Source organism: Virgisporangium aliadipatigenens (assembly GCF_016863615.1).
GTDB classification, from domain to species: Bacteria; Actinomycetota; Actinomycetes; order Mycobacteriales; family Micromonosporaceae; genus Virgisporangium; species Virgisporangium aliadipatigenens.
The window spans coordinates 69,488-91,963 of record NZ_BOPF01000010.1; the positions used below are offsets into that span (position 1 = coordinate 69,488).

25 protein-coding genes and 1 pseudogene are annotated in these 22,476 nt (G+C 71.1%); 7 read left to right on the plus strand and 19 right to left on the minus strand.

The annotated features are described in order from the left end of the window. Positions 1 to 2 precede the first annotated feature (2 nt). The 4 genes from Val02_RS16125 to Val02_RS16140 all read right to left on the minus strand — a co-directional run bounded on the left by Val02_RS16125 (position 3) and on the right by Val02_RS16140 (position 3,726). Positions 3 to 275 (minus strand): hypothetical protein, encoded by a 273-nt coding sequence (locus Val02_RS16125; protein ID WP_203899890.1) that lies wholly within the window; start codon positions 273 to 275, stop codon positions 3 to 5. Positions 276 to 368: 93 nt separating this feature from the next. Then, positions 369 to 647 (minus strand): GlsB/YeaQ/YmgE family stress response membrane protein, encoded by a 279-nt coding sequence (locus tag Val02_RS16130; protein WP_203899891.1) that lies wholly within the window; start codon positions 645 to 647, stop codon positions 369 to 371. 91 nt (positions 648 to 738) lie between these two features. Further along, positions 739 to 2,655 (minus strand): S8 family serine peptidase, encoded by a 1,917-nt coding sequence (locus Val02_RS16135; protein WP_239152983.1) that lies wholly within the window; start codon positions 2,653 to 2,655, stop codon positions 739 to 741. A 252-nt stretch (positions 2,656 to 2,907) separates the two neighbouring features. Further along, entirely contained in the window at positions 2,908 to 3,726 is an 819-nt protein-coding gene (locus tag Val02_RS16140) for a PHP domain-containing protein (RefSeq protein ID WP_239152986.1), read from the minus strand. 152 nt (positions 3,727 to 3,878) lie between these two features. Here Val02_RS16140 and Val02_RS16145 point away from each other — a divergent pair, with 152 nt between their 5' ends. Then, entirely contained in the window at positions 3,879 to 5,543 is a 1,665-nt protein-coding gene (locus tag Val02_RS16145; RefSeq protein ID WP_203899893.1) for a cytochrome c oxidase assembly protein, read from the plus strand. Here Val02_RS16145 and Val02_RS16150 read toward each other — a convergent pair. Next, the gene (locus Val02_RS16150; RefSeq protein WP_239152987.1) at positions 5,501 to 6,187 is read right to left on the minus strand and encodes a GntR family transcriptional regulator; all 687 of its coding nucleotides are present in this window, start codon (positions 6,185 to 6,187) and stop codon (positions 5,501 to 5,503) included. The two genes, Val02_RS16145 and Val02_RS16150, sit on opposite strands and share 43 nt — an antisense overlap. Positions 6,188 to 6,281: 94 nt before the next feature. On the opposite strand from Val02_RS16150, the gene Val02_RS16155 reads away from it, so the two are divergent. Next, positions 6,282 to 6,824 (plus strand): YbhB/YbcL family Raf kinase inhibitor-like protein, encoded by a 543-nt coding sequence (locus Val02_RS16155; protein WP_203899894.1) that lies wholly within the window; start codon positions 6,282 to 6,284, stop codon positions 6,822 to 6,824. A gap of 48 nt (positions 6,825 to 6,872) precedes the next feature. On the opposite strand, the gene Val02_RS16160 is transcribed toward Val02_RS16155, so the two are convergent. Both Val02_RS16160 and Val02_RS16165 read right to left on the minus strand, forming a co-directional pair. Continuing rightward, complete coding sequence (locus Val02_RS16160; protein ID WP_203899895.1) at positions 6,873 to 7,352, minus strand: hemerythrin domain-containing protein; 480 nt, start codon at positions 7,350 to 7,352, stop codon at positions 6,873 to 6,875. Positions 7,353 to 7,456: 104 nt separating this feature from the next. Further along, the gene (locus Val02_RS16165) at positions 7,457 to 8,059 is read right to left on the minus strand and encodes a dihydrofolate reductase family protein (RefSeq protein ID WP_203899896.1); all 603 of its coding nucleotides are present in this window, start codon (positions 8,057 to 8,059) and stop codon (positions 7,457 to 7,459) included. A gap of 81 nt (positions 8,060 to 8,140) precedes the next feature. Here Val02_RS16165 and Val02_RS47365 point away from each other — a divergent pair. Then, positions 8,141 to 8,422 (plus strand): annotated as a pseudogene (locus Val02_RS47365) (mycothiol transferase); the annotation flags it as partial. Between the two features lie 44 nt (positions 8,423 to 8,466). Here Val02_RS47365 and Val02_RS47370 read toward each other — a convergent pair. Continuing rightward, positions 8,467 to 8,940 (minus strand): MarR family winged helix-turn-helix transcriptional regulator, encoded by a 474-nt coding sequence (locus tag Val02_RS47370; RefSeq protein ID WP_239152989.1) that lies wholly within the window; start codon positions 8,938 to 8,940, stop codon positions 8,467 to 8,469. A 48-nt stretch (positions 8,941 to 8,988) separates the two neighbouring features. Here Val02_RS47370 and Val02_RS16175 point away from each other — a divergent pair, with 48 nt between their 5' ends. Next, positions 8,989 to 9,411, plus strand: a complete 423-nt coding sequence (locus Val02_RS16175; protein ID WP_203899898.1) for a winged helix DNA-binding protein — start codon at positions 8,989 to 8,991, stop codon at positions 9,409 to 9,411. Positions 9,412 to 9,438: 27 nt separating this feature from the next. Here the strand turns inward: Val02_RS16175 and Val02_RS16180 are convergent, their stop codons facing one another. The 11 genes from Val02_RS16180 to Val02_RS16225 form a co-directional block, all read right to left on the minus strand. Further along, positions 9,439 to 10,440: a YihY/virulence factor BrkB family protein gene (locus tag Val02_RS16180; RefSeq protein ID WP_203899899.1), complete on the minus strand. Its 1,002-nt coding sequence runs from the start codon at positions 10,438 to 10,440 to the stop codon at positions 9,439 to 9,441. A gap of 29 nt (positions 10,441 to 10,469) precedes the next feature. Continuing rightward, positions 10,470 to 12,110: a phosphoenolpyruvate--protein phosphotransferase gene (ptsP, locus tag Val02_RS16185; protein WP_203899900.1), complete on the minus strand. Its 1,641-nt coding sequence runs from the start codon at positions 12,108 to 12,110 to the stop codon at positions 10,470 to 10,472. Next, complete coding sequence (locus tag Val02_RS16190; protein WP_203899901.1) at positions 12,107 to 12,394, minus strand: HPr family phosphocarrier protein; 288 nt, start codon at positions 12,392 to 12,394, stop codon at positions 12,107 to 12,109. The genes ptsP and Val02_RS16190 overlap by 4 nt, the downstream gene beginning before the upstream one ends. A gap of 14 nt (positions 12,395 to 12,408) precedes the next feature. Next, complete coding sequence (locus Val02_RS16195; RefSeq protein ID WP_203899902.1) at positions 12,409 to 13,449, minus strand: zinc-dependent dehydrogenase; 1,041 nt, start codon at positions 13,447 to 13,449, stop codon at positions 12,409 to 12,411. After that, positions 13,446 to 13,898 (minus strand): PTS mannitol transporter subunit IIA, encoded by a 453-nt coding sequence (locus Val02_RS16200; RefSeq protein WP_239152991.1) that lies wholly within the window; start codon positions 13,896 to 13,898, stop codon positions 13,446 to 13,448. The genes Val02_RS16195 and Val02_RS16200 overlap by 4 nt, the downstream gene beginning before the upstream one ends. Continuing rightward, positions 13,891 to 14,202 carry a PTS sugar transporter subunit IIBC family protein gene (locus Val02_RS47375; RefSeq protein WP_239152993.1) on the minus strand — a complete coding sequence of 104 codons (312 nt, stop codon included), beginning with the start codon at positions 14,200 to 14,202 and terminating at the stop codon, positions 13,891 to 13,893. Before Val02_RS47375 ends, Val02_RS16200 begins: the two co-directional genes overlap by 8 nt. A gap of 7 nt (positions 14,203 to 14,209) precedes the next feature. After that, positions 14,210 to 15,370 (minus strand): mannitol-specific PTS transporter subunit IIC, encoded by a 1,161-nt coding sequence (gene mtlA, locus Val02_RS16205; RefSeq protein WP_239152994.1) that lies wholly within the window; start codon positions 15,368 to 15,370, stop codon positions 14,210 to 14,212. 33 nt (positions 15,371 to 15,403) lie between these two features. Continuing rightward, positions 15,404 to 16,345 carry a 1-phosphofructokinase gene (gene pfkB / locus Val02_RS16210; protein WP_203899904.1) on the minus strand — a complete coding sequence of 314 codons (942 nt, stop codon included), beginning with the start codon at positions 16,343 to 16,345 and terminating at the stop codon, positions 15,404 to 15,406. Next, on the minus strand, positions 16,342 to 17,103 hold the full coding sequence (locus Val02_RS16215; protein ID WP_203899905.1) for a DeoR/GlpR family DNA-binding transcription regulator: 762 nt from the start codon (positions 17,101 to 17,103) through the stop codon (positions 16,342 to 16,344). Before Val02_RS16215 ends, pfkB begins: the two co-directional genes overlap by 4 nt. A gap of 153 nt (positions 17,104 to 17,256) precedes the next feature. Beyond that, a complete protein-coding gene (locus tag Val02_RS16220) occupies positions 17,257 to 19,242 on the minus strand; it encodes an ATP-binding protein (protein WP_203899906.1) in 1,986 nt (661 codons plus the stop codon). Positions 19,243 to 19,540: 298 nt separating this feature from the next. After that, the gene (locus Val02_RS16225; RefSeq protein ID WP_203899907.1) at positions 19,541 to 19,771 is read right to left on the minus strand and encodes an SCO4848 family membrane protein; all 231 of its coding nucleotides are present in this window, start codon (positions 19,769 to 19,771) and stop codon (positions 19,541 to 19,543) included. Positions 19,772 to 19,986: 215 nt separating this feature from the next. Here Val02_RS16225 and Val02_RS16230 point away from each other — a divergent pair, with 215 nt between their 5' ends. From Val02_RS16230 to Val02_RS16240, 3 genes are read left to right on the plus strand one after another with little or no spacing between them, the layout of a single operon-like run. Further along, the gene (locus Val02_RS16230) at positions 19,987 to 20,307 is read left to right on the plus strand and encodes a hypothetical protein (RefSeq protein ID WP_203899908.1); all 321 of its coding nucleotides are present in this window, start codon (positions 19,987 to 19,989) and stop codon (positions 20,305 to 20,307) included. After that, entirely contained in the window at positions 20,307 to 21,083 is a 777-nt protein-coding gene (locus tag Val02_RS16235; RefSeq protein ID WP_203899909.1) for a hypothetical protein, read from the plus strand. The genes Val02_RS16230 and Val02_RS16235 overlap by 1 nt, the downstream gene beginning before the upstream one ends. Further along, positions 21,080 to 22,468: a hypothetical protein gene (locus Val02_RS16240; protein WP_203899910.1), complete on the plus strand. Its 1,389-nt coding sequence runs from the start codon at positions 21,080 to 21,082 to the stop codon at positions 22,466 to 22,468. Before Val02_RS16235 ends, Val02_RS16240 begins: the two co-directional genes overlap by 4 nt. Positions 22,469 to 22,476: the final 8 nt, after the last annotated feature.

Sequence of the window (22,476 nt, forward strand, 5' to 3'; positions counted from 1 at the left end):
TTTCAGCGCCAGATCGGCTCCGGCGGGGCCGGCGGCAGCTGCTGCGGCGGCGCGGCGGGTGCTGGGGCGCTGCGCGGACGACCGCGACCGGCGGAACGGCCCGGCTTGCGCACGACCGGTCGGGCGAGCGCATAGGCGTTGGCGACCGGCGCGCCGTGCCGCTCGCACAGCTCGATCTCGCGGGTGGCGCCCTCCGGACCAGTAATGGTCCACGTGTGTGCGGGCTCCTTTCCGCATCGGTCACATTCGCGCAGTTCAACCGCCTTCTTTGCCATGATCACAGCTTATCCGTAGCCGAACTGCCGCACGACGAAGCGGCGCCCGACCGGGTCGGACGCCGCTTCTCTGTGCACTTGTTGCGGATGCTCTTACAACCGGCTGCGGTGCCCGCGGCGGTGGAAGCCACCGGCCACGATCGCCACACCGACGGCGGCGAGCAGGACCTGGAGCAGGAACTCCAGGACGCTGAAGCCGGTCGTGTCGACGCCGATCGCGCGGGCCACGACGGTCCCGAGCAGGGCGGCGACGACGCCGATCACCAGCGTCAGCCACAGCGGAATGTTCTGGCGGCCCGGCACCACGAGCCGGCCGAGGAAGCCGACGATGAGGCCGACGACCAGTGCGGAAACGATGCCGACGACGGTCATGTCCACTCTCCCTTGGTCAAAGATCCTGGTTGTTGATCGATGACTGAGGAGTGCCCATGGTCCGTCGCCGGCAAACCATCCGTTCCGCGCGTCACACGACCGAGCGGTAGAAGACCTCCCACGAACCGGGCTCGTCGGCACGGGCGACCAGGCCGCCGTTGCCCGCGTTCTCGGCGGTGACGAACTTGAGGTTGGCGTTGGCGAGCAGGGCCACCGCGGTGCCGCCCATGTGGATCACGCGGAACTTCTCCCAGGCGCCGATCGAGGTGCGGTTGGCGACCAGCGGGTTCTTGCCGGCGTTGTCGGCGGAGACGAAGCGGCCGTTCGCGTGCGAACGCAGCGCCACCCAGCCGTCACCGGCGTCCAGCATGTCGAACTCCTCCCACGCGCCGACGGCGGTGCGGTTGGCGACCAGGTTGCCGTAGCCGCCGTTCTCGGCGGTGACGACGCGGTTGTTGACGGCGGCGGTCAGCGAGATCAGGGCCGGGTCGACCGGCTGGTCGAACTTCTCCCACGCGCCGACGGCGGTGCGGTTGGCGATCAGCGGGCCGTTGCCGCCGTTCTCCGCGGTGACGAACTTGTTGTTGGCCATCGCCTGGATCGCGATGCCACCGTCGCCCTGCGTCACCAGCTTGAACTTCTCCCACGAGCCGACGGCGGTGCGGTTGGCGATCAGTGCGCTGTTACCGGCGTTCTCGGCGGTCAGGTACTTGTTGTTGGCGCGGGACTTCAGCGACACGGTGCCGTTGCCGGCGTCGGCCACGTCGAACTGCTCCCACAGGCCGACCGTGACGCCACGGGCGACGAGCGCGCTGTTGCCGCCGTTCTCGGCCGTCACCCAGCGGCCGTTGGCGCGCGCCATCAGCGTGAACGGCTGTGCCGCGGCCGGGGTGGCGCCGCTGACCTGCAGCAGGCCGGTCGGCGAGCCGGGGCCCGCGTCGCGGATCTTGTTCGGGACGGCCGCGTTGACCAGGGCGGTCTGCACCTGGGCCGGAGTCAGCGACGGGTTCGCGGCGAGCAGCATCGCGGCGGCGCCGGCGACGTGCGGGGCGGCCATCGAGGTGCCGTCCATGTTCATCGTGGCGCTGTCGCCGGCGATGCCCGCCGAACGGATGTCCACGCCCGGGGCGAACAGGTCGAGGCACTGGCCGAAGTTGGAGAAGTACGCCGCCCAGTCGGCCGCGTCCGAGGCGCCCACGACGATGCCCTCGGTGACGTCCGACGGCGAGGAGAGGCAGGCGTTCATGGTGTCGTTGCCGGCGGCCAGCGTGTAGGTGAGGCCGGAGGCGATCGAGGCGCGCACGGCGTCGTCGAGCGTGGTGCTGACGGTGTTGGTGCCGAGGCTCATGTTGACGACGGCCGGCTTGACGGCGTTGGCGGTCACCCACTGCACACCGGAGAGCACGCCGCTCAGCGTGCCGGCGCCTTCGCAGTCGAGGACCCGCACGCTCACCAGCGCAACGCCCTTGGCCACACCGTAGGTGCTGCCGCCGATGGTGCCGGCGACGTGGGTGCCGTGGCCCTCGCAGTCGTCGTTCGCCGTCGGGGTGCCGTCGATGAAGTCGGCGCCGGCGGTGGCGCGGCCGCCGAACTGGCTGTGCGTGGTGCGGATGCCGCTGTCGATCACGTAGGCGCGCACCGTCGAGGCGGTGTTCGGGTAGGTGTAGGAGCCGTTCAGCGGGCGGCTCTGCTGGTCGATGCGGTCCAGGTCCCACTGCGCACTCGGCTGGGTCGCACTCATCTTGACGACGCGGTTCTGCTCGACGTAGGCCACGTCGGAGCGGCCGGCGACCTTCTTGGCCTGCGCCTCGGACATCGTGGTGGCGTAGCCGTTGACCGAGTCGTAGATCTCCTCGACGGTGCCGCCGCCGACGGCGCTCGCGCCGACCTGACCCGGGAGCGCCGCACCGTCCTTCATGACGACGATGTAGCTGTCCTTGATGGCGCCTTCGGCACCGGCACCGCGGATGTCGCCGTCGCGGGGCGTGGCGAGGGCGGGGGAACCCATCGCTATGCCGCACGCGGCGGAGACTGCGGAAATTAGCGCCATGGTCGTCAGGCGGCGGGGCTTGGCCACGTAGGTCAACTCCTCGGGACGTTTCTGGGGACGTCCGGGAGATCGACCCGTCGCCTCAAGGAAGACTCAAGGAGACGTCTGAACCACCTCAGGCCTGGCGATCTTGCAGTTGTGGCGCCCGGCGTGCCCGGTTCCGCCCTGGAATGTCGCCGCCACAAGTGCAAGATCGGCGCAAGCGCCGGTTCAGCGGCGCCAGAAGTCGTACCTGTCGCGGCCGGGGGAGAAGCCGGCCTCCTCGACGATGTCCACCGCCTGCGCGAACCTCGCGCCCACCCGGCCGTAGACGTGGGCGTCGCTGCCGAACGACACGGCCTCCCCGCCCTCCTCGCGCCACCAGCGCACCAGCGACACCGACCAGAGCGGACTGCGCGTGTTGATCTCCAACGCCCGTCCGGACGCGGCGAGGGCCCGGAACACCGCCCGGTACTCCTCCTCGAAGACCTTCTCGTCGTAGGGTTCCGCCCCCGGCCAGCTCCGCCGCGGGAAGTCGCAGTGCGCCAGCACCTGGAACGCGTCGCTCCCGGCGACCAGGTTGAGCAGCTCCGCGAAGTAGCGCCGCATGACCTGCTCCGGCGGGTACCACGCGTACAGCCGGTCGGCGTAGACCAGCCGCCCCTCGTACGGCAGCGCGTGCAGCGACCCCAGGATCCGGTCGAACGTCCCCCGCGCCCGCACCGCCGCCAGGCTCCCCGCGAACAGGTGCGCCTCGCCGGCCTCGATGCCGCTCCAGATGGTCAGCTCGGGGAAGCGTTCCCGGCACTCGGCCACGCAGGCGAAGTAGCCCTCGACGTCCAGCGGGGAGAGCCCCTCCCGCCCGTGCGTGTGGGTCAGCCCGTGGTCGGTCGGGTCGTCCTCGCCCCAGACCACGAAGTCGACGTGCTCGGTGAACGCGACGGCCGGCACGCCGACCTCGATCGCCCGTTCGCAGGCCCGGTGCATGGAGGCGTCGGTCCAGGTGTCCCATGACCACTGGGTGTGCACGTGGTTGTCGGCGGGGAGCATTTCGCCGATGGTGTCAGACCGGCGGCGCCGCGGCTGTATCGCGCGTCTCACCATGCCTGCCGGGGCGGCGCGGGAGTGCGGCGAAGCGGAAGCGGAACCCCGGCGTCGGCGCACCCGTACTTCCTGGGAGACCACCCCGAAGGACGGACCCGTTGGCCGAACGATCCTCCGTAGCCCTGATCACCCCCGCGGCCGGCCGCCCGGCGGAGCGGCCGAGGCGCCGCTGGCCGCTGGTCGCCGCCGCTGTCGCGCTGGCGCTGGCCGTCGTCACCGCCGTCGTGTGGCGGGAGAATCGGCGGCTCGCCGAGGTCGCCCCGGCGCTCGGGATGGAGCCGGGCGCCGTGCCGTGGCTGTTGCCGGCCGCCGCCCTGCTCTCGGACCTCCTGGTGGTGGTGATCGCCGGTCAGCTGCTGGCCGCCGGCTTCCTGCGCCCGCTGACCCGCCGCGCGATGCGGGTGGCGTTCGTGGTCGCGGTGGCGTGGGTGGTCACGGTCGCGGTCCGGATCGTGCTCACCGCGTCCGAGGTGTTCGGCCGGCCGACGGTCGACGCCCGTGCCGTCGAGTATTTCCTGGTCGAACTCCCGAGCGGCCGCGCCCTCCTGCTGAGCCTCGCGCTCGCGGTGGCCGTCGCCGTGGGCTGCTTCCTCGCCCGAACGCCCAACGGCGCGGCGTTCGTCCTCGCGCTCGCACTCGTCGCGGTCATGCCGCCGGTGACCGCCGGCCACGCGAGCACGGGCGGCAGCCACCAGGTGGTGGTGTCGGCGCTGGTGCTCCACGTGGCCGCGGCTGTGCTCTGGGTCGGCGGCCTCGCCGCGGTGCTGCTGGGCCCGCGCGCCCCCGCCGGCGAACTGGCGACCGCCGTGCGCCGCTTCTCGCACCTCGCGCTGGTCTGCTGCGGGGTGACGCTGCTGACCGGCCTCGTCGGCGCGGCCGCCCGGCTGGCGCAGTGGTCGGATCTGTACACCAGCGCCTACGGCCTCGTCGTGACGGCCAAGGCCGCGGCGATCCTGCTGCTGGCGGGTCTCGGACAACGGCACCGCCGGGTGTCGCTGCCGCGGCTGGCCGCCGGCAGTTCCTGGGCGTTCGCCCGGCTGGCGACGGTGGAGCTGCTGGTGATGGCCGCGACGATCGGCCTGGCGGCCGGCCTGGCCCGCACCCCACCCCCGAACGACTTCGGCGTGGCACTGGTCGAGACCCCGGCGACGCCGCTGCTGCGCTGGATCCCCGAGCCGATCTTCCTGACCGCCGCCGCGGTGGCGATCGCCGCCTACCTGACCGCCGCACGCCGCCTGCCCTGGCCCCGCGCCCGACTCGCTTCCTGGGTGGCCGGCTGGCTGCTGCTGGTGGTGGCGGCCAGTTCGCCCCTCGCGGCGGCCGGACCGGCTCTCGGGGCCGGCTCCGGGGCGAGCACGGTGCAGCACTTCGCGGTCGCGATCCTGGTGCCCGCACTGGTCGTCAGCGGCCGCCCCCGCGTGCTCGCGCTGACCGCCGACGGCGTGCCGGAGCGGCTGACCGCGCTGCTCGAATCGCCGGGCCTGCGGTTGCTCACCCGGCCGGCGGTGATCGTGCCGTTGTACGCGCTGTCGCTGTACGGCGTCGTCCTCTCGGCGACCTACGACTGGAATGCCCGGTCGCACGGCCTGCATCTGCTGGTGTACGCGTGCGTCGTCGCGACCGGCATCGGGACCACCACGGTGATCGCCGAGTACGCGCACCGCGCCGGTTCGCTGCCCCGGCACGCCCTCACGGCCGTGCTGGTGGCGGTGGCGGCGCTTCAGGTGGCGTTCGTGACGGCGTTGTCGTCGACGGGCGGCTGAGCCCGCAGCACCTCGGCCGTCCGCCCCAGGTGGCGTCGCAGCAGGTCGGCGGCGAGTGTGGCGTCGCGGGCGAGCGCCGCCTCCTCGATGGCCCGGTGCTCGGCCACGGCGTCGCGTCCGGGTGCGCCGATCGCGGACCAGCGGCGTGCGAGTTCGCTGTCGATCCACATCCGGTCGAACGCCTCCAGCAGCACCGCGTTGCCGCATCCCTCGAGCAGTGCGCGGTGGAAGAGCCGGTGGGCCTCGCCCCAGGCGTCGCTGTAGTGCGCGTCGCCTTCCCGGGCGAACGGGGGTGTGCCGGCGAGCCGGTGGTGTGCCGCCCGCACGCGGGCCTCCCATTCCAGGTCGCCCCGCGCGATGGCCATGGTCAGCATGGCCGGTTCGAGCACGGCGCGGGCCTCGGCGAGCTGCTGCCAGCGCCGCGCCCCGGTGGCGGGCACGGCGAACCCGCGATTGGGTAGACGCTGTGCCAGTCCCTCGCCGACCAGCCGCAGCAGCGCCTCCCGCGCGACGGCGAGGCTCACGCCGTGCCGGTTGGCCAGCTCCTGCGGCTTCAGCGGCGCCTCCGGCGCGAACTCCCCGTGCAGCACGGCCGCCCGCAGCGCCGCGTACATGCGTTCGGACGGCGTTCCTTCACTCGACACGCGGTCGACACTAGGCGAGATAATCGATTATTGCTAGCGTGGTCGATCGTAGTCAGCGTTTCGAAAGCATCAGTCCTGAAGGGAAGAAGAGCCCATGAGTGGCAACGACCCGTTCGCCCGCCTGCCCGAGGCGGCGACCTTCACGGTGACCAGCGAGACCGTGGAGGACGGCAAGCCGTTCGCCGCGGCGCAGTACTCGGGCCTGTTCGGGGTGCCCGGCGGGCAGGACCGCTCGCCGCAGCTGACCTGGAGCGGCGCGCCCGAGGGGACGAAGAGCTACGCGGTCACCGTCTTCGACCCGGACGCGCCCACCCAGTCCGGCTTCTGGCACTGGGCCGTCGCGAACATCCCCGCGAGCACCACGTCGCTGCCCGAGGGTGCGGGTGACGACGCCGGTTCCGGGCTGCCCGCCGGCGCGATCCAGTACCGCAACGACGCGGGTGGGGCCCGGTTCATCGGCGCCGCCCCGCCGGCCGGCCACGGCACGCACCGCTACTTCGTGATCGTGCACGCGCTGGCCGTCGAGGACCTGCAGGTCGACCCGGGTGCGAGCCCCGCCGTCCTCAACTTCATGATCAAGGACCACATCCTCGGCCGCGCCACCCTCGTCGCGACCGGCGAGATCCCGGCGAGCTGACGCCGTTGCCCCGGCCCGGCTCCCCCGTGGTGCCGGGCCGGGCGCGGGTCAGCCCTCTCCCAGCTGGAAAACCCGCTCGGACCAGCCGGTGTCGGTGATCCCGGCGTCGAGCGCGGCGCTGATCGTGCGTTCCTCGTAGGCGAAGTGCGAGTCCATGATCGCCGTCAGCCCGTCCAGCTCCCGCCGGACCGCCTCCAGGTCCCCGGACTCCGCCGCCCGGTCGGCGAGCGCGGCCACCCGCCGCAGGATCCCCTCGATCAGCTGATGGTCCTCCATCAGGTTGGCGACCGTCCGTTCCAGGTCCGGGCGCTCCTTCAGGAGTTGGTCGAACATCCCTTTGTCCTCACCCTCGTGGTGCGAGGTCAACGCGGCGCAGAACGCCAGGCAGTGCGTCACGAGCACACTGTCGGCCGATCGGCGCCGCCCCAGGTCGGCCTTGAGCCGGGTGATCCGGTTACGTAGTTCTCGATGTGCCTGCGACAACTGCAGGCCGAACGCGACGGCACGGTCGCGCTGATGGGAAGCCACTGGTACGGCGGCCCTTCGATCCGGCACCTCCATGCCTGGCGCAGTCCGCCACCGGCACGCGATGCTCCCACCATCCGATCATGTGCGCGCCGGGCGCGACAAGCTCAGACCTGCCCCTTGGTGTCCTCGTAGCCGGCGGCCTTCGGCGCCTCGGACGGCGTGTAGATCACCCGGAGCACACCCGTCGGGAACGCCTCCGTCGCCGCCACGCGCAGGTGGTACGGCGCATCCCCGTCGTCGAACAGCCGCCGCCCCTTGCGCGCCGCGACCGGGTGCACGAGCAGCCGCAGTTCGTCGACGAGCCCGGCGGCCAGCAGCTGCTGCACCACCGAGATCGAACCGGGGATGAGAATGCCCTTGATCCCGGCGTCGGCCTTGAGCGCGGTCACCGCTTCGACCAGCTCCCCGCCGACCAGTTCGGAGTTGCGCCAGGTGAACTCCAGCGGCTGCCGCGAGACGACCACTTTGCGCATGTCGCCGAGCTGCTTGGCGAACGGCGCGTCCTCCCCGCCGGCGGCCTCCCGTTCGGGCCACGCACCGGCGAAGCTGTCGTACGTCTCGCGGCCGATCAGCAGCACGTCGGAGGTCTCGTAGTCCTCGGTGACGGCGCGGCCCATGTTCTCGTCGAAGTAGGGGAAGTGCCAGTCGGGATCGATCTCGGCCACACCGTCGGCGGAGATGAACAGGGTGGAAATGACCTTTGCCATGGTGGTGATCCTCTCAAGTCGCATCGTCTCGAGGTGGTAGACCGCCGCCGCCGCGCAAACTCATCGGCCGTGCGCGCCCCTATGCTCACGACCGTGACGCGGGAGCTCGACCAGTTGCGCGCCGTGCTCGACGGCCTGCGTGCCGGCGTGCTGCGCAAGGTGGCGGGGCTCAGCGACGAGGACGCCCGCCGCAGCACGGTCGGCTCGGGCACCAACCTGGCCGGGCTGCTCCAGCACCTGACCTTCGTCGAGTCGATGTGGTTCGAGGAGATCGTCGCCGGTGGTGCGGCCGCACGCGGAAGCCGTTCGATGACGGTGGATCCGGCGGTACCACTGCGCACGCTGCGGGCCGGGTACCGGGCCGCCTGCGACGCGAGCGATCGGATCATCGCCGTGACCGGGCCGCGTCAGCGGTCGGCGGTCACCGCGCTCAGAGCTGCGACGAAGCGGCTGAGCAGCCGCGCGAAGTCGGCGCGGTCCCGGGCCGACCACCCGTCCATGGCCTGCCCGGCGACCTGCCGGCGGAACGCGTGGATCTCCGCCGACACGCGCCGCCCCGACGCCGTGCGCACCAGCAGGGCCCGCCGCCCGTCGGACTGATCGGCCACGCGCCGCACCAGTCCCGCCTCGACGGCGGCCGCGACGAGCTTGCTCGCGCGCGGCTGGTCGATCCCCAGGGCGGCGGCCACGCTCGTGACGGTCGCCGGCGTCTGCGCCTCCTCGGCCTGCTCGATCGCGTCCAGCACCTCCGCGCCGCTGCTCAGGGCGGTGGGTCGGTGATCGGCGGCCAGCCGGGCCAGCGCGCGCCGGCTCTGGCTTCGGCGCAACGCCACCATCGCGCGTTCGACCGTCTCGACGTGCTCGTCGCTCTCGGGTGCCACGAGCGCAAACTATATGCTAAACAACATGTACATGACAGGAGGCATGCGATGGAACGACCCATCGGCTACTGGCTCAAGCGACTGGACGGCCGGATCGAGACGGCGTTCGCGCGGGTGCTCGCCGGCGAGCAGCTGACCCGGCGGCACTGGCAGCTGCTGAACGTCGTCCGCGAGACCCCGCGCGACGCGGCCGGGATCGCCGGGGCGCTGCACCCGTTCACGGGGGTGGACGAGACGCTCGACGGGCTGACCCGACGCGGCTGGATCGCCGGCGACGACGCCGGGCGCTACGGGCTCACGCCCGCCGGCGTGGCCGGATACGCCGCCGTGGCGGAGAAGGCACACGCGATGCGCGCCGCCATGGCCGACGGCGTGACGGAGGACGACTACCGCACGACGCTGCGCGTCCTGCGCCGCATGACCGACAACCTGGCCCCGGGGCCGGACGGTGCACAAGAGGGCGACGAGTGAGCCGCCGGCCACGTAATACCGGCGGAGTTAGGTGGCGGGGGTGGTTTCGGGCGCGGCCGAGGGGGATTCGGAGTCGAGCGGCTCCCACTCGTCCGGTTCGGCCGGCTCGGCGACCCCGACCCGCAGCCCCTCGAGCTGAGCCGCGAACGCCAGCCCCAGGAAGAGCGAGATCCCCGTGAGGTTGGCCCACAGCAGCAGCGCCATGATCCCGGCCAGCGCCCCGTACGTGGAGTAGAACGCGTCGCTGCTCCGCACGTAGATCGCCAGCATGATCGACACCAGCCACCACAGCACCGTCGCGAGCCCGGCCCCGAACAGCAGCCACGACAGCGCGGGCTGGCAGCGGCGCGGCGAGTGCCGGAAGAGCACCCCCACGGACAGCACCGTCAGCGCCAGGCTGACCGGCCACCGCACGATGTCGAACGTCGTGTGCATCCACGGCGACCAGGCGTACCACCTGTCCAGCGACGCGCCGACCGCCTCACCGGCCACCAGCAGCACGAAGCCGCCGGCCGCCGGGATGCCGGCCACGATCGCCAGGACGAACGCCCGCAGGTACTTCCACTGCACCGGCCGGTCGCGTTCGACGCCGTAGATGCGGTTGGCGCCGCGTTCGATCTGGGCGATGGCGCTGGTGAGCGCGAACAGCCCGGTGATCAGGCCGAGCGTCAGGGCCACCTCGCCCGCCTCCTCGGCACCCTCGGTGTCGAGCAGGAGTTCGCTGACGATGCCCTCGCTGGTGCCCGGCGTGAGGGCCAGCACGACGTCCGCCACCACCCGGCCGCCCTCCTCGACGCCCAGGTCGCTGGCGAGCCCGACGAGCGCGATGAGGAACGGCACGGTGGCGAGACAGATCTGCAGCCCCAGCGCCCGGGCGTGGGAGAACCCGTCGCCGTAGCGGAACCGCACGAAGGCGTCGACGAACAACCGCCATCCGCCGTACCTGCGCAGCGTGTGCCACGCGTCGTCGGCGGACAGCTGGTCGTCGTCCATCGTCCGGGTCTCCGGGACCCTGACCGTGCTGCTCATCTGCTGGCACACTCGCTCATAGGGAGAAGCTAGCTGAGCACCGATCTAGCGGCAGCGGCGTCCTCCGCCGCGAGCGCGGCCTTGGCGATCTCCGCGCATTCGGCCAGCGTGTACCGGGCCAACGACTCCCGCACCGCCGGCACGCTGCGTGGCGACATCGACAGGCTGCTGATGCCCAGGCCGGTCAGCACCACCGCGAGCCCGGGATCCGAGGCCGCCTCGCCGCACACGCCCACCGACCTGCCGGCCGCCTTGCCCGCCGCCGCGCAGGTGGCGATCAGTTCGAGCAGTGCGGGCTGCCACGGGTCGAGAAGTTCGGCCAGCTCGCCGCACATCCGGTCGGCGGCGAAGGTGTACTGGCTGAGGTCGTTCGTGCCGATGCTGAGGAAGTCGACACCGCGCAGCATCGCGGCCGACCGCAGGGCAGCGGCCGGGACCTCGATCATCACGCCGGCCGTCGCGATGCCCGCCGCGCGGCACTCCTCCGCGAAGCGCGCACCCTCCGCCGGGGTGGAGATCATCGGCGCCATCACCCAGACGTCCGCGTCCGTCGTCCGGGCCGCCTCCGCAATGGCTTTCAGTTGGGAACGGAGGACAGCCGGCCGCTTCTCCGCGATGCGGATTCCGCGCACCCCCAGGGCAGGGTTGGGCTCGTCATCGGGAGTGATGAACGGCAGCGGCTTGTCGGCACCGGCGTCGAGCGTGCGCACGACCACCTTCCGCGAGCCCATCGCCTCGAACACCGCCCGGTACGCCTCGACCTGTTCGTCGAACGACGGTTCCTCGGCGCGGTCGAGGTAGAGCAGCTCGGTGCGGAACAGCCCGATGCCCTCCACGCCGTCGCCGAGCCCACCGGCGAGGTCCTTCGCCGAACCGACGTTCGCGAGCAGCTGCACGCCGTGGCCGTCGGCGGTGCGCCCCGGCCCGCTGCTGGCGGCCAGGGCGGCCCGGCGCGCGGTCTCCCGTGCGGTGCTCTCGGCGACCTCCTCGGCGGTGACGCCCACCCGCACCTCGCCCGTGCTGCCGTCGACCGTCACCGGCATGCCGTCCACGACGGTCAGGATGTCGGGGCAGCGAACGACGGCCGGCAGGCCCAGCCCGCGGGCCAGGATCGCCGTGTGGCTGGTCGGGCCGCCGGCCGCGGTCACCAGCGCCACCACGCTCCGCGGGTCGAGTCCGGCGGTGTCGGCGGGGGAGAGGTCGTTCGCCACGAGTACGAACGGGTGACCGGGCGAGGGGATCCCCGGCATGGACCGGCCGAGGGCCACGGCGACCGCCCGGTCCCGAAGGTCGTCGAGGTCGGCGACGCGTTCGGCGAGATAACCGCCGGCCGCCTCGAACGCCGCCCGGTGCACCGCGATGGCCGCGTCGATCGCGTGCGCGGCATCGGCACCGCCCCGGATCTCCTCCTCCACGGCATCCGCGAGCGCGGGGTCGGCGGCCATCATCGACTGGGCGTTGAGGATCTGTCCGGCCGGCGAGTCCCCGGCCGCCCGCGCACGACGTTCCAGATCAGCGGAAACGTCGGCGAGGGCGGCCCGGCCCCGCGCCACCTCGCTGTCCACGTCGGACACCGCGGTGGGCGGGGGCAACTCGGGCGGGGGAGCCACGGAGTAGACCGGCCCCGCGGCGAACCCGGGAGAGACCCCGATCCCCTTGAGGGAGGTCATGACGCTGTTGACTCTTCGGCGTCGAGGTTCTGCTCCAGCAGGTCCGCGAGCGCGTCGACGGCCTCCTGGGCACCGTCACCGTCGGCGGCCTCGAGGGTCACCTCGGTGCCGTGCTTCGCCCCGAGCGACAGCACCGACAGCATGCTGCGCGCGGGAACGGGCTTTTTCTCGCCGGTCCGGATGGTCACCGGAACGGGCTGGGCGGCCGCCGCCGCGACGAAGAGCGCGGCGGGGCGGGCGTGCAAACCGCTGGTCGAACCGATGGTGACGGTGCGGGAGGGCATGGCGGGGTCCTCTCTCAGGGCTCGATGGTGACCTTGATCGCTTCGCCGCGCGCGACGATGTCGAACGCCTCCAGGGCGCGGTCGAGCGGCAGCCGGTGCGTGATCAGATCGGAGACCGGGACCTCGCCCGACGCGATCAGGCGCAGCGCCTCGGCGTTGTGCGACGGCGCCGAACCGTTGGCGCCGACGACGGTCAGCTCCCGGTAGTGCACCAGGTTCGAGTCGAGCGTGATCGTCGGCTTGTCCTTCGGCAGGCCGCCGAAGAGGCTGATCCGCGCGCTGCGGGCGGCCATCTGGATGGCCTGTTCCTGCGCGGCACCCGATGCGGCGGCCGTGATGATGACGTCGGCGCCCCGCCCGTCGGTCAGCTTGAGCACGGCGTCCACGACGTCGGTCTCGCTGCCGCAGATCGCGGCGTCCGGGTGGACCAGCCCGGCCGCGAGGTCGAGCCGCTCGCGGTTGAGGTCGACGAGGAACACGCGGTTCGCGCCGCGCGCGCGGGCCAGCCGCACGTGCAGGCAGCCGATCGGGCCGGAGCCGATGATGACGACGTCGTCGCCGGGGCCGACGTTCGCCAGCTCCTGGCCGTTGAGCACGCAGGCGAGCGGCTCGGCGACGGACGCCTCGGCGAAGCCCACCCCGTCCGGGATGCGGTTGAGGCCGTTGACGGCGAGCACCTTGGCCGGAACGACGACGTACTCGGCGAACCCGCCGTCGTACTGGTATCCGATCGACTCCTGGTGCGCGCAGACGCTCATCCGGCCGCGGGTGCACTCGCCGCAGGTGCCGTCCGGGACGGCGGCGATGATCTGCACCCGGTCGCCGACGGCCCAGCCCTCGACCCCTTCACCGAGTTCGCTGACCTCGCCGGCGATCTCGTGCCCCATCACCCGCGGCGGCGTGATGTTCTGGTGCCCGAACTTCGAGATCTTCACGTCGGTGCCGCAGGTGGAGCAGTTGCGCACCCGTACCTGGACGTCGCCGGGGCCTGGGGTCGGGACCGGGGCGTCCTCGATGCGGACGTCGCCGGGAGCGTGGAATCGGACCACCTTCATGAAGCGGAACCCTCTCGCATGGGTGCTAGTAGTTGCAGTACCTGATCTGGTTCGGTCGCGTTGCGCAGCTCGGCGGCCTGGTCGGGATCCATGAGGATCTCCGCGAGCGCGGCGAGCAGCGCCACGTGGCCGTCGCCCTTGGCGGCGATGGCCACGCACACGGTGACCCGCTCGCCGTCCCAGTCGACGCCGTCGGGGAAACGGAGCACCGCGAGCGCGTCGCGCCGCACGGCCTCCTTGCCGGCGAGGGTGCCGTGCGGGATGGCGACACCCTCACCGATGTAGGTCGAGACGGAACGCTCGCGGGCCAGCATCGCGTCGACGTACGAGCCGTCGGTCGCACCGATCTCCACGAACGTCTCGCCGCACTGGCGGATCGCGTCGGCCCGGTCGGCCGCGGTGGCGGCGAGCCGGATGGCCCGCCGCTCCAGCAGTTCTTCCTCAGCCACGGATGTCGCCACCCGTCTGGATCGCCTTGACCACCGCCGCGGCGGCCGGGTCGCCGATGAACACCTGGATGGGCACGATCACCTTGTCCGGCGCGCTCGCCCGGGCCCGATCGGCCAGCCCCTTGTGGCAGATGACCACGTCGGCGTCGGCCGGGATCGAGTTGACCGGGGTGTGCTCGACGGTGACGGCGTTCGCCTTGAGTTGCTTGCGCAGCATGCTGGCGAGCATCACGCTGCTGCCCATTCCGGCGTCGCAGGCGACGACGACCTTCTTGACTTCCTTGCCGCTGATGGTGGTGGTCATGGCGGAACTACACCTCCGTGGTTGCGCGGTTTGACGTGGTGGGCTGGGTGCCGTTCGCCGAGGGCTCGTCGGCCGCGGTCACTGCCTCGGCCCCTTCCTCCTCGGTCTCCTCATCCTTCTCCAGCCGGCCGAACCCGAGCAGTGCCGAGTTGACGGCGAAGCTGACGGCGGCGGAGATCAGGATCCCCAGGATGACGCCGAAGTAGCCGCCCTTGGGCGTGACGGCGAGGTAGGCGAAGATGCTGCCCGGCGCGGGGGAGGCGACCAGGCCGGCACCCGTGATCATGAACGTCGCCACACCGGCGGCGCCACCGGCCATCATGCCCAGGATCAGGCGCGGCTTCATCAGCACGTACGGGAAGTAGATCTCGTGGATCCCGCCGAAGAAGTGGATGACGATGGCGGCGGGGGTGGTGCCGCGCATCATCTTCGGGCCGAAGAACATGAAGGCGAGCAGGAGGCCGAGACCGGGTCCGGGGTTGGACTCGATCATGAACAGGATGGACTTGCCCTTCTCCTGCACGTCGGTGACGCCGAGCGGCGTGAACACGCCGTGGTTGATGGCGTTGTTGAGGAACAGCACCTTGGCCGGCTCGACGAGAACGGACGCCAGCGGCAGCAGGCTGTTGTCGACCAGCCAGTCGACGGCGTTCCCGGCGACCTTGGTGAACCAGTCGACGACCGGGCCGATGAAGTACAGGCCGGGGATCGCCATGGCACCGCTGATGATGCCGAGCGAGAAGTTGTCGACCAGCATCTCGAAGCCGGGCCTGACCCTGTCCTGGACGAGGCCGTCCCACAGCTTCACGATGTAGGCGGTCAGCGGGCCCATGATCATGGCGCCGAGGAACATCGGCACCGTGGAGCCGACGATGACACCGATCGTCGCGACCGCACCGGCGACGGCACCGCGCTGGCCGTGCACGATCCGGCCGCCGGTGTACCCGATGAGGGTCGGCAGCAGGTAGGTGATCATCGGGCCGACGAGTTCGGCGATCTTGGCGTTGGGGGTCCAGCCCTTCTCGATGAAGAGGGCGGTGATCAGGCCCCACGCGATGAACGCGCCGATGTTGGGCATGACCATGCCGGCCAGGTGGCCGCCGAACCTCTGGACGGAGGCCTTGAGACCGGTCCCCGTCACTCTCGGGGTGTAGCTCACGTCGGACATGGGGGGTGGCTCCTTACGCAGGTACGCGAGGGGTCAGGGGGTAGGTAATGGTCGGACCTGGTCCGGCCTGGGGTGGATGCGAACGTGTTGCCGGAGCAGATCGGACGGGCCGGGCATCGTGCTGCCGGGGAGGCTGACCGCAGCGGCGCCCCACGCCAGCCCTTCGGCCAGGGCCTCGGCGCCGGAGGCGCCCGCCGCGAGGAAGCCGGCGAGGAGGGAATCGCCGGCACCCACCGAACTGCGTGGCCGTTCGACCGGCGAGTCTCCGGCCACCACCCCGTCGTCGTCGACGAGGACGGCGCCGTCGGCCCCGAGGGAGGCGAGCACCGCACCGGCGCCCCATTCCCGCATCTGTCGGGCGGCGTCGATGACGTCACCCAGTGACGTGAGCGGACGGCCGACGGCCTCGGCCAGCTCCTCACGATTGGGCTTGACCAGGGCCGCGCCGGCGGAGGCCGCCGCCCGCAGGGCCGGTCCGCTGGTGTCGACCGCGAGCCGGACGCCCGCCGCCGTCACCCTCTTGCAGAGCTCGGTGAACGCCTGCACGGGCAGCCCCGGCGGCACACTGCCGCACGCGACGACCCAGTCAGCGCTGGAGACAACGCCGAGCACCTGGCGGATGACCGCCTCGAACTCCTCCGGCGACAGGCTCGGCCCCGGTTCGTTGACCTTGGTGACCGTGCCGTCCGGCTCCGCGAGCGTCATGTTCGAGCGGGTCCGGCCCCTGATCGGGACGGCCAGCACGTCGACGCCCTCCTGCACCAGCAGGTGGATGAGCTGCGCGCCCTCGTCGCCCCCGCAGGGCACCACGGCCCGGTTGGGAACGCCGTTGGCGAGCAGTGCGCGCGACACGTTCACCCCTTTGCCGCCGGGGTCGACCTGCGCCGCGGTGGCGCGGATGACCTCTCCCCGGACCAGCTCGTCCACTTCGACGGCGCGGTCCAGGCTGGGGTTCAGCGTGACGGTGACGATCATGCGCGGACCACCCGGACACCGGCCGCCTCGACGTCGGTGACGAGGTCGTCGTCGAGTCCGGTGTCGGTGATCAGCAGATCCAGATCGGACAACTGGCCGAACCTCGCCAGGTAGTCATTGCCGATCTTCGTGTGGTCGGCGAGCAGCACCGTGCGGCGGGCCGCCGTGATCATGGCCCGCTTGACGGCCGCCTCGGCCGGGTCCGGGGTGGTGAGGCCGCGTTCGACGGAGCAGCCGTTGGCGCCGAGGAACGCCACATCGACGTAAAGGTCGGCGAGCGGGCGCAGCGCCCAGTCGTCGACCGTCGCGAGGGTGCGTCCGCGTAACCTGCCGCCGAGCAGCAGCACGTTGATGTTGGCGCGCGAGGCGAGCATCGTCGCGAGGACGGGAGAGTTGACCACCACGGTCAGCTCCCGATCCAGGGGGAGTGCCTGGGCCAGCCGGGCGGTGGTGGTGCCGGCGTCCAGGATGATCGCCCCGTCCTCGGGCAGCTCGGACAGGGCCGCCTTGGCGATGCGTTCCTTCTCGACCGTGAGCACCGCGTCCCGGGTGGCGACGGCGGGCTCGAAGCCGATGCGCTCGACGGGAATCGCTCCGCCGTGGACGCGCCGGAGTACCCCTGCGCGCTCCAACGTGGTGAGATCCCTACGGATAGTTTCTGCCGTGACGTTGAGCGTGTCGGCGAGGGCGGCCACGTCGACCCGACCCTCGACTCGCGCCAACCGCAGGATCTCCTGCTGGCGTTCTTCGGCGTACATGTGGTTTCACCGCCGTTTCGTTTTGCTTGCGGATTTGTTTACGCCTGTTTGTGTGGGCCGTCAAGGCCAAGTTTGGCGTCGATTTCCCTGAACGGGCACAGCAAGAAGGCCGCGGAGCTGGGCTCCACGGCCTTACATGTATGAATTGTGCGGTTATGAACCTGCTTCGGAGGCGGGCCCCCGCAGCTCCCGATCCCACAGACGTTCACAGATCCGTTCGACGCCGGCGGCCAAATGCCGGCGGTACGTGCTGAACGGCAGTCCCAGTCGCTCGGCCGCGGCCTCCTGGGTCGGCGCGCCCTGGCGGTACGTGGCGACCACCGCGCGGTGCAGCTTGGCCTCCCGCGGGTCGTCCCGCATCCCGTCCACGGCCTCGTTCAGCGCGGCGCGCAGCCGCTCGGCCGGGGAGCCGTCCGCCTGGTCGGTCACCAGCCGGCTGCGGGCCAACGGGTTCGTGGCGAGCAGGTCCGGCTGGCGCCACGCCCGCAACGCGTCGCGCACCGCCGTGTCGAACTCCCCGCGCGCCAGCACCGTGAGCTCCAGCCCCGCGCCGATCTTCGGCATCGCCCGCGGGCCGAACAGCGCCTGCAGCGCACCCACCGCCAGCCACCGGTCCGGCGGCGTCACCCGCCAGTCGTGCGCGAAGATCCCGTACGCCCGGCCGCCGACCTCTGGCCGGCAGCGCTGCACCAGCTGCTGGTCGGTGTAGGCCATCAGCGGCTCCCAGTACTCCGGATCCGCCATCGCCGCGAACGACCACGCCACCCGTTCGTCGCGCACCCAGCCCGCGACGACGCGCCAGAGCATCATGTCCATCACGGGCGACGGCCGCATGTAGGAGCCGGCCGCCACCAGGAACCTGGTGATCGTGATCGTCTCGCCGCTGCGCACCGGCCCCGCCGCGCGACAGTGCGCCCACGCCGCGGCGACGACGGGATCGGCCGACAGTTCCTCCGTGGAGCAGTGCGCCGAGCGCAGCTGGCCCATGAAGCCGACGACCTCGCCGGTGTCGGCGCGCTTGTGCACCCAGAAGCCCTCGGGTTGGCGTTCCAACCAGAACTCGACGAGCGCGGCGGAGGCCGGACCCTCCGCGGACAGCGCCAGGCGCAGCACGTCGGCGCGATCCTCGGGCAGGTATCGGCACTCCACGAACTCCCCGATCCGGGTGTACGTGATGAAGCGCGAGATGACGCCGCCCCGCCGGTTGAGATAGCAGAACGCCGTCGCCGCCGGCAGCACACCGGCCTCGGGCGCGTCCCGGATCCGCTCGATGACGTGCGAACGGATCGTGTCGTGCAACGCCCGGTAGCCGTGCGGATCGCGCCAGCGCAGGTCGGTGTCGATCGCCTCGCGGGCGGCGCCGGTCGGGAACAGCCCGTGCCGCCCCGAGTCGATGAACGGCAGCCGCCGCAGCCAGGCGAACAGCGTGCCGGCGTCGTCCGGCAGCACCGAGCGCAGCAGATCCTCGGTGGTGGTGTGGGCGTGCGCGCAGACCTCCAGCGCCCGCCGGTGCGCCGCGGACGGCGGCTCGCCGACCATCCGGGCGAGCAGCGTCTCCACCATGTACCGGTCCGGCGACCACGTGCCGGAGCGCCCGGCGGACTCGGCCGCCAGGCACAGCGCCAACGGGTGGCCGCTGGTGAACCGCAGCACCGGCTTGTGCGCCTCGGCCGGGACGTCGCGGCGTTCGAGCAGCTCCACGGCGTCGTCGCGGTCCAGTTCGGTCAGCCGCAGCACGCACAACGCCTCGGCCCAGCCGGCGTCGGACTGCCAGCCCAGGTCCGGTGGCCGCCGCCCGGCCAGCACCACGAGCACACCCACCGGCAACCGCGGCAGGAACCGGTCCCGCAGCCACAACTCCAGCCCCTGGCAGTGCTCGAAGCCGTCGACCAGGAGCACGGTCCGGTCGTCGGTGAGCGCGTCGCCGGCAGCCTCGCGGAACGCCGCCGGCGTCGGACTGATCGCCCGGCCGTCCAGCTCCACCACGGTCCGGCCGCGGTCGCGCGCCTCGTCGGCGTAGCGCTGTAGGAGTGCGGATTTCCCGATTCCGCCGGGGCCGTGCAGGAATATCGCGGCTATCGTCTGGCCCGCGTCGTCGAGGGCGTCGCGGAACACGGAAAGCTCCGTGCGTCGTCCCACGAACGCTCGTTCTCGCGCTGCTCTGAGCCGCTCCCCCAAACGGCTCGACTGGACGTTCCCGGTCGGCATTGGCCGACAGTAATGCGCGCAGCGCGGGTTTTCCCTATCGGGAATCCGGGGTGTGACCTTGTCGTTCGGGTGTCACCGAGTGGATCACCCGTTCGGCCGATCCCTTTTTCGGGGGCATGCGATGTACCCCTATGCCACGGGAGTGGTAGCACCATAAACGGCACCGTGCCGTACGTCCACACCTCGGTCGCAGGGTGTGATCAAACCCTTAGTTTTCCGGGCTGCACTGCTAGTTGCGCACCGCGCGGCGCCAGGCCCGCAGGCCGAGCACGGCGACGGCGGTGCCGAACGTCAGTGAGGCGACGATCAACAGCGCGTGCACCCAGAGGAAGCTCGTCGGGGTGTCGCCGGACCAGGCCCGGTCGTCCTTCCAGACGGCCACCGCGAACCGGGGCCAGATCAGCCAGTTCCACGCGCCGAACAGGATCAGGAAGGCGGCCCAGCGCCGCGAGATCACCACGACATGTGAGTATGTCAAGCCCGTCCGAGCCGTCGGGTCGTCGGTTACCGGACCCGGCTCGCCTTCTCCGTCGATCGGGTTAACGAGAAAGCGCACCCCCGCTCGCCATTTGGCCGGACCCGGACAACGTGTTTCCCATAGTTGTGCGCTCCGCTTCCGGATTCCTGTCGGACGCCCTACCTTCGCGGATATCCGCTGCCTGATGGGAAAAGTTGATGTTGGCTGACCTGCTCCCACTGTTCATTGCGATCGTGGCAGTCGTGGCGATGATCCTTGTTGTTCTCGCGGTGCGGCGCCGGCCGGGTCGTGTCGGCATCAAGATTTTCGGCTCGCGTGTCGACCTCGACGGGCCCGGAATCGTGCCGCGCCCGAGGCGAAATCTTCTCATGCGACGGAACGGCTTGCGCAATTCCGAGGTTCGGACAACCTCCGGAGCAACGGTGGAGCTGACCTCGAACGAGTTCGTGGACAGCGTCGTCCGCGTCGAGAACGACACCGACGCCGGCGGCCCCGGAAGAGAGGACCGGCGTCCCTGATGGCCCTGCACATCAACCGGACCGCGGAGCTGGGCAGCATTCGCGAAGTGCTCGGACGAAAAGATCCGGCGGCGCACTTCATCGCCGTCGAGGCCGGCGAGAACATGGGAAAGACGGCCATGCAGATCGAGCTTCTGCAGAACGAATCTATCGATGCGCGGCGCGTGCGGATAGATCTCGAGGGCCTGACGTCCATCGACTCGATCCTCAGCGCGCTCGCCGCTCAATTGCGTGCCGTCGGCATCCGAACGGACAAGTACGCCATGCGCCTGGAGGAGCTGGTGGCTCCGCCCAGGGTCGACATCCGTCGGGTGCGCCTGCGGCAGACCTCTCTACGGATCTCCTCCAACTCCTATCAGGATGCCGTCAGCCGGCGCGAGATCCTGCTGGAACAGCTGGTGGCGGACCTACAGGCGGATTGCAGGAAGTCCACGCTGATCCTGGTCGACAGCTACGACAGGGTCGGGGAGGAGTGCCGCTCATGGCTGCCCCAGGTGTTCGTGCCCCGCCTGATGACGGTGCCGCGACTTGTGCTCGTCGTCGCCGGGCGCGAGACGAGACGGCTGACCGACTCTCAGGGCCGTGCGACGGTGCTGCAACTGCCGCCGTTCCGGTCGAAGCACGTGGCCGACTGGATGCGCGCGCTCGCGGCCACCTATCCGCCCACGACGTTGGAAGCCGTCGCCGGGGCGCTGTGCTTTGTCGGACAGGGCAACCCCGCGGACATCGGCGGGATCCTGGCGGGGCTCAAATGTCTTGAATGGAAGTGTCCGTGACCCTCATGTCGCAGGCGGCGGTGCGGGAAGCATGTCTGGCGGGGTTCTCCGGCACCGAGCGAAACCTGGTGCTGCGGTTGGCGATCCTCGGTGAGTTCGACGATGCGTTGATCGCGGCCGTTTCGGGCGATTCCGGGGAATGCGCGGCGGACCTTCTCGACTCCGTCGTCGTCGAGTGGCTTCCGCAAACGGTGCCCCAGCGATACCGGGTCAACCCGGGCCTCAAGGATCTCATCGCCGCTGAATGCGATCCGGCCGACGCCGCGGAGACGCATCGGGCCGCGGCCGATTTCTACGCGCGTCAGGCAAACGCACGCGAGGCCGAAACCGATTTTGACGCCGCACTTCGCTGCCTGCGTCATCTGGTTCATGTGGACGGCGGGGCGGCGATCGACCAGCTCATGAATTTCTGCGCGGAGGCGCTGGCCCGAGGCGACCTGGAATTCGTTTTCCGTGCGGTGCGCACGGTCGAGCCCGTCGACCCGGACGAGCCGCGTGGGGTGTTGCTCCAACTGCTCCTCGCCACGGCCGCATTTCTGCTCAGTTCCGTCGACGACACCGAAGGCCTCAGGCCGATGGCCGACGGACTCGAAAAGGCAATCGCCGCCGCCTCCTCGATCGCGACGGAGGAGGATCGATGGCTGATTCTCGTCGCGGAGCGGGTCGGTATCGACCCGTCGGCGGACACCGCGGGCGCGCGGCCGGCGAAACTCCGACTGCGGGCGTCCGCGAAGCACCGGGCCCGCCCACCGAGGGGTGCCGGACCGGGAACGATCACCGTGGACCCGGTTTCGACCAGGCCCTCCATGCGCAGTTCCGGCCGATGGTGGATCGGGGCCGCCGCCGCTGTGGTGGCCGTCGTGCTGGCTTACGGCGGCAGTATGACCTTCGCCGGATGGTTGACGGCAGCGCCCCGAGGCGAGCGGCCCGGTGGAAGTTCCGCCACTCCGGCGGCGCTTCCCGCGACTGCCCCCTCCACCACGGACCTGGGCCGTTGTGGCCGTTGGCCGGTCCGGATCCGGTCGTTCGACGCCCCGCGGGCGGCGGAGGTCGAGGTGTGCAGCCCGGCGCCGCAGGGCCATACCTACTGGGCCGTGTACCGACAGTTGAAGGTCGGCGGAAGCTGGACCTACTTTCCGCTGTTCGCACTCGAGTCCGGCGGGCCCGGGACGAAGTCGTACGCCGTGCCCCAGCCGTCCGGAGTGATCACGACGCCGTCCTCGCCGGAGTGCGACAAGTGCCTGACGGACACCCTGGGCCTTCTTGTCGTCGTCGTCGCTGACGGTGATTCCGCGACGCTGGCGGCCAACCGTGGGTCCGATGTCGCCGCGTCGCTCGACGCCAGGCTTCTGATCGCCGCTTCGGATCCGTACATGATCTATTAGGGGAGCGA